The organism is Vibrio sp. 10N.222.55.C7, assembly GCF_041473335.1.
Taxonomy (GTDB): Bacteria; Pseudomonadota; Gammaproteobacteria; order Enterobacterales; family Vibrionaceae; genus Vibrio; species Vibrio crassostreae_C.
Genome location: NZ_JBFRSC010000127.1, coordinates 1 through 424 on the forward strand (window position 1 = coordinate 1; position 424 = coordinate 424).

A 424-nucleotide genomic window follows, 5' to 3' on the forward strand; every position below is an offset into this window, starting at 1 on the left:
TGATGCTGACAGCAAGGGCAGATTCTTATCGCTTTGCTCCTTATCGGTGCCGTTAGCGGCGGCATCATATAGACCAAGTTCAATAACAGCAGTTGAATGCGGGCTCTTAAGGCGTGAGCTTGACCACGTAAAAATCCGTAGTCTCGTACTCTCTGCAACCCTTTGGGCAGCACGTGTTGCAAAATGAGCAGCAAAAACTTCAGAATGGGCAAGGTGCGCGTTCGCCATGCATTGGTCTGACTCTCTTTATAGCGGAAGGTGACAGTATCATCTGTGATACTGATGATGTCTTCATCAGGCAGCACACCGCGATAGAGATAGCGCGCCAAATAGTTGAGTGCAGCCTGACCGTATCCTACTTGTCTGCAATCGACCACCCATTGTTTGGGTATGCCACTCGGCAGCCACAACGTTGGGTGTTGAT

The 424-nt window shown here is 50.0% G+C and carries 1 protein-coding gene; it reads right to left on the minus strand.

Annotated features, from left to right (window positions below):
* The coding region (locus AB4482_RS23105; protein ID WP_372181801.1) for a transposase at nt 1-424 on the minus strand (424 nt) is incomplete at both ends.